At 71.9% G+C, this 4,040-nt stretch carries 5 protein-coding genes; all 5 read left to right on the forward strand.

The features are described 5' to 3' along the window. The coding region (locus AC1MIR_RS14465) for an NfeD family protein (protein WP_480028898.1) at positions 1-577 on the forward strand (577 nt) is incomplete at its 5' end. A gap of 77 nt (positions 578-654) precedes the next feature. After that, positions 655-1,635, forward strand: a complete 981-nt coding sequence (locus AC1MIR_RS14470) for a tripartite tricarboxylate transporter substrate binding protein (RefSeq protein WP_480028899.1) — start codon at positions 655-657, stop codon at positions 1,633-1,635. Between the two features lie 77 nt (positions 1,636-1,712). Then, a complete protein-coding gene (locus AC1MIR_RS14475) occupies positions 1,713-2,177 on the forward strand; it encodes a tripartite tricarboxylate transporter TctB family protein (RefSeq protein ID WP_480028900.1) in 465 nt (154 codons plus the stop codon). Positions 2,178-2,187: 10 nt separating this feature from the next. Then, positions 2,188-3,672 (forward strand): tripartite tricarboxylate transporter permease, encoded by a 1,485-nt coding sequence (locus tag AC1MIR_RS14480; protein WP_480028901.1) that lies wholly within the window; start codon positions 2,188-2,190, stop codon positions 3,670-3,672. 2 nt (positions 3,673-3,674) lie between these two features. Then, positions 3,675-4,040 (forward strand): GNAT family N-acetyltransferase (locus AC1MIR_RS14485; RefSeq protein ID WP_480028902.1); only part of this gene is annotated, 366 nt, incomplete at its 3' end.

Genomic DNA, 4,040 nt, shown 5'->3' on the forward strand with positions numbered 1-4,040 from the left:
CGGGCGGGGTCTGGGGGCATTGGGAAGGCGGGGGGGGGGGGGGGGGGGGGGGGCGGGCGTGGGTGTGGGGGGGGGCGGGGGGGGGGGGGGTGGCGCGGGGCGCGCCGCGGGCCGCGCCGGCGCCGGGCGGGAATCCATGGAACCGGGGCTGATCTGGATCCTGGTCGGCCTCGCGCTGCTCGGCGCGGAACTGCTGCTGCCGGGGGTCTATCTGCTGTGGACGGGGATCGCGGCGATCGGCACCGGGCTCGCGCTGCTGACCGTCGCCCCCGGCTTCGCCGGGGCGGTGGCGCTGTTCCTGGCACTGCTTGCCGCGGGCATCGGCATCTCCCTGAAGGTGCGGCCGCGCGGCGGCCCTTCGCACCGGGTGAACGCGCCCGAAGCCGGGCTGGCGGGCCGCCATGCCGTGGTGGTTGCGGCAGAAGGGGGCGGGCTGCGCGTGCGGCTCGGCGACAGCGACTGGCCGGCGCGGCTGCCGCGCGGCGTGACGATGCCGGAGCCCGGCAGCGTCGTGCGGGTGGAGGCGGTGGACGGCACCCTGCTGGTGGTCCGGCCCGAGGCGCCGCCGCCGGCTTGATGCGCGGGCGCAAGCCGGCCTAGCCTCTCCGCCAAGCGCGCCGGGCGCAACCGGCGGCGCAATGGAGGAGAGCTGTCATGTCCGCCCGCCTGACCCGCCGCACCCTGTTCGCCGCCTCGAGCGGTCTGCTGGCGATGCCCGCCCTGGCGCAGGGCCGCTTCCCGAACCGCCCGATCCAGATGGTCGTGCCCTGGGGCGCCGGCGGCGGCACCGACGCGACGGCGCGCATCGTCGCCACCCTGCTCGAGAAGGATCTGGGCCAGCCGGTGAACGTGGTGAACCGCACCGGCGGCTCCGGCGTGGTCGGCCACAGCGCGATCGCGACGGCCGCACCCGACGGCTACACGATCGGGATGATCACGGTCGAGATCACGATGATGCACTGGCAGGGGCTGACCCAGCTCAACCCCGAAAGCTACACGCCGCTGGCGCTGATGAACGAGGATCCGCCCGGCGTGCAGGTGGGTTCCAACTCGCCCTTCGCGGACATCAAGGCGCTGGCGGATGCCATCAAGTCCCGCCCCGCCGGCACCTTCAAGGCCTCCGGCACCGGCCAGGGCGGCATCTGGCATCTGGCGCTGGTGGGCTGGCTGCAGGCGATGGGCCTCAAGGGCGACCATGTCCGCTGGGTGCCGTCCAACGGCGCGGCGCCGGCGATGCAGGAACTCGCGGCCGGCGGCGTGGACATCGTCACCTGCTCGGTGCCGGAGGCGCGCGCGATGATCGATGCGGGCCGCGCCAAGGCCCTGGCGATCATGGCGCCGCAGCGCAACCCGCAATTCGCCAATGTGCCGACGCTGAACGAGACGCTCGGCATCAACTACTCGGTCGGCGCCTGGCGCGGCATCGCGGGTCCGAAGGGCCTGCCGGATTCCGTCACCTCCGTGCTCGTGCCGGCGATCAAGCGCGCCTACGACAACCCTGAGTTCAAGCAGTTCATGTCGCAGCGCGGCTTCGGCACGGTCTATGCCGATCCGGCCGGCTTCGCGCAGTTCATGGCCGCGGGCGACCGGGCGATGGGCGAGGCGATGCGCGGCGCGGGGCTCGCGCGCGGCTGATCGCCGCGGTCCGATCGGCACGCGCCTGAGGCCGGAGCCGTGAATCGGACCGCCCGCAGGGAAGGAGCGCGCCGGGCGTGCGATTGAACGATTCGCTGCTCGGCGTGCTGCTGCTGGGCTTCGCGGGGTGGGTGTGGTGGCTCACCAGCTTCTTCCCCGCCTTTCCGGGCCAGGACTATGGGCCGAACCTGTTCCCCCGCATCCTGGCCGCCGGCATCGGCCTGTGCAGCGCGCTGCTGGTGCTGCGCGGCCTGCGCGTGCGCCAGCCGCTGCTGACCTTCGAAGGCTGGACGCGCGAGCCGGCGCGCGTGATCTCCTTCCTGCTGATGCCGCTGGCGGTGGTGTTCTACATCCTGGCCGCCGATGCGCTCGGCTTCATCCCGACCGCCTTCCTGATCCTGATGGCGCTGTTCCTGTGGTTCCGCACCCGCCTGGTGGTGGCGCTGCCGGTCGCCGCCGCGGTGACGCTGGTGGTGCACTGGTTCTTCGCCGGGATGATGCGCGTGCCGCTGCCGCGCGGGCTGATGGACCCCTTCCTGTGAGGGCCGCGCCGTGGACGCGATAGTGCAGGCCTTCGGGCTGGTCTTCGACCCCTTCGTGCTGCTCGTCATCCTCGTCGCGGCGATGTTCGGCATGTTCGTCGGCGCGATGCCGGGTCTGACGGCGACCATGGCGACCGCGCTGCTGGTGCCGGTGACCTTCTTCATGGACCCGGTGCCGGCGCTCGGCGCGATCGTCGCGGCGACCGCGATGGCGATCTTCGCCGGCGACATCCCGGCGGCGATGTTGCGCATGCCCGGCACGCCGGCCAGCGCCGCCTATGCCGACGAGGCCTATGCGATGACGCGCAACGGCCAGCTCAACCTGTGCATGGGCGTGAACCTCGTCTTCTCGGCGGCCGGCGGCCTGATCGGCGTGGCGGTGCTGATCGTCGCCGCGCCGGCCCTGGCCGAAGTCGCGATCAACTTCTCCTCCTTCGAGTATTTCTGGCTCGCCTGCCTCGGCCTGACCTGCGCGGTGTTCCTGACCAACGCCGATGCGGTGAAGGGCTTTCTTTCGCTGTTCCTCGGGCTGCTGCTGGCCACCGTGGGCATCGATCCCTCGGCCGGCTTCCCGCGCTTCACCTTCAACGAGGTGGAGCTGATGCAGGGCGTCAGCTTCATCCCGACGCTGATCGGCATGTTCGCGGTCAGCGAATTGCTGCGCGGCGCGATCTCGGCGCGCGATGTCGGCCATGCGGTGGTGGATCAGGTCGGCAACATCTTCCGCGGGCTCGGGGCGGTGTTCCGGCGCTACTGGGGCAACTTCCTGACCGGCAGCGCGATCGGCACGGTGATCGGGGCGCTGCCCGGCGCCGGCGCGGACATCGCCGCCTGGATCTCCTACGCCGTGTCGAAGCGCTTCTCCCGCGAGCCGGAGAAGTTCGGCACCGGCCATGTGGAGGGCATCGTCTCCGCGACCTCGGCGAACAACTCCGCGGTCGGCAGCGCCTGGATCCCGGCGCTCGTCTTCGGCATCCCGGGCGATTCCATCACCGCGATCGTGGTGGGCGTGCTCTACATGAAGGGCATGAACCCGGGCCCGACCGTGTTCAACGAGAACCCGCAATTCATCTACGCGGTGTTCCTGATCTTCGTCCTGGCCAACCTGATCATGCTTCCGCTCGGCTGGGCGGCGATCAAGAGCGCGCGGCAGGTGCTGCGCACGCCGCGCAACGTGCTGCTGCCGGTGATCCTGCTGTTCTGCGTGGTCGGCAGCTTCGCCATCACCAACAGCCTCTACGGCGTGGTGCTGATGCTCGCGATGGGCCTGGTCGGCTGGTTCCTCGAATCGCACGGCATCCCGGTGGCGCCGCTGATCCTCGGCCTCGTGCTCGGCGAGATGCTGGAACAGACCTTCGTGCAATCCATGATCAAGGCGGACGGCCACTACCTGGACTTCTTCGCCCGCCCGATCGCGGGCACGCTCGGCGTCGCGACGCTGCTGGTCTGGGGCATCATGCTCGGCCGGGGGCTGCTGCGCGCCGCCCGGCGCTGACCTTGGCGGCAAGCATCCGCGCGGCGCGGCCTGCGGACGCGCCGAGCATCGCCGCGCTCTACGCGGCCGCCTTCCCGCAGGAGGATCTGCGGCCGCTGGTGGCGGAGCTTGCGGCGCTCGGGGTGCTCTCCCTCGTCGCGCTGCATGACGGCGAGATTGCCGGGCATGTTGCCTTCACGGAGTGCGGCCTCACCCCGGCCGGACCGCGCGTGGCGCTGCTCGGCCCGCTGGCCGTCGCCCCTGGCCTGCGGCGGCGCGGGATCGGCCGGGCGCTGGTCGGCGAGGGCTTGGCGCGGCTGCGCCCGGACGGCGTCGGCCATGTGCTGGTGCTGGGGAGCCCGGCCTATTACGCGCGCATCGGGGTGCGC

Source organism: Falsiroseomonas sp. RANM36, from assembly GCF_056682175.1.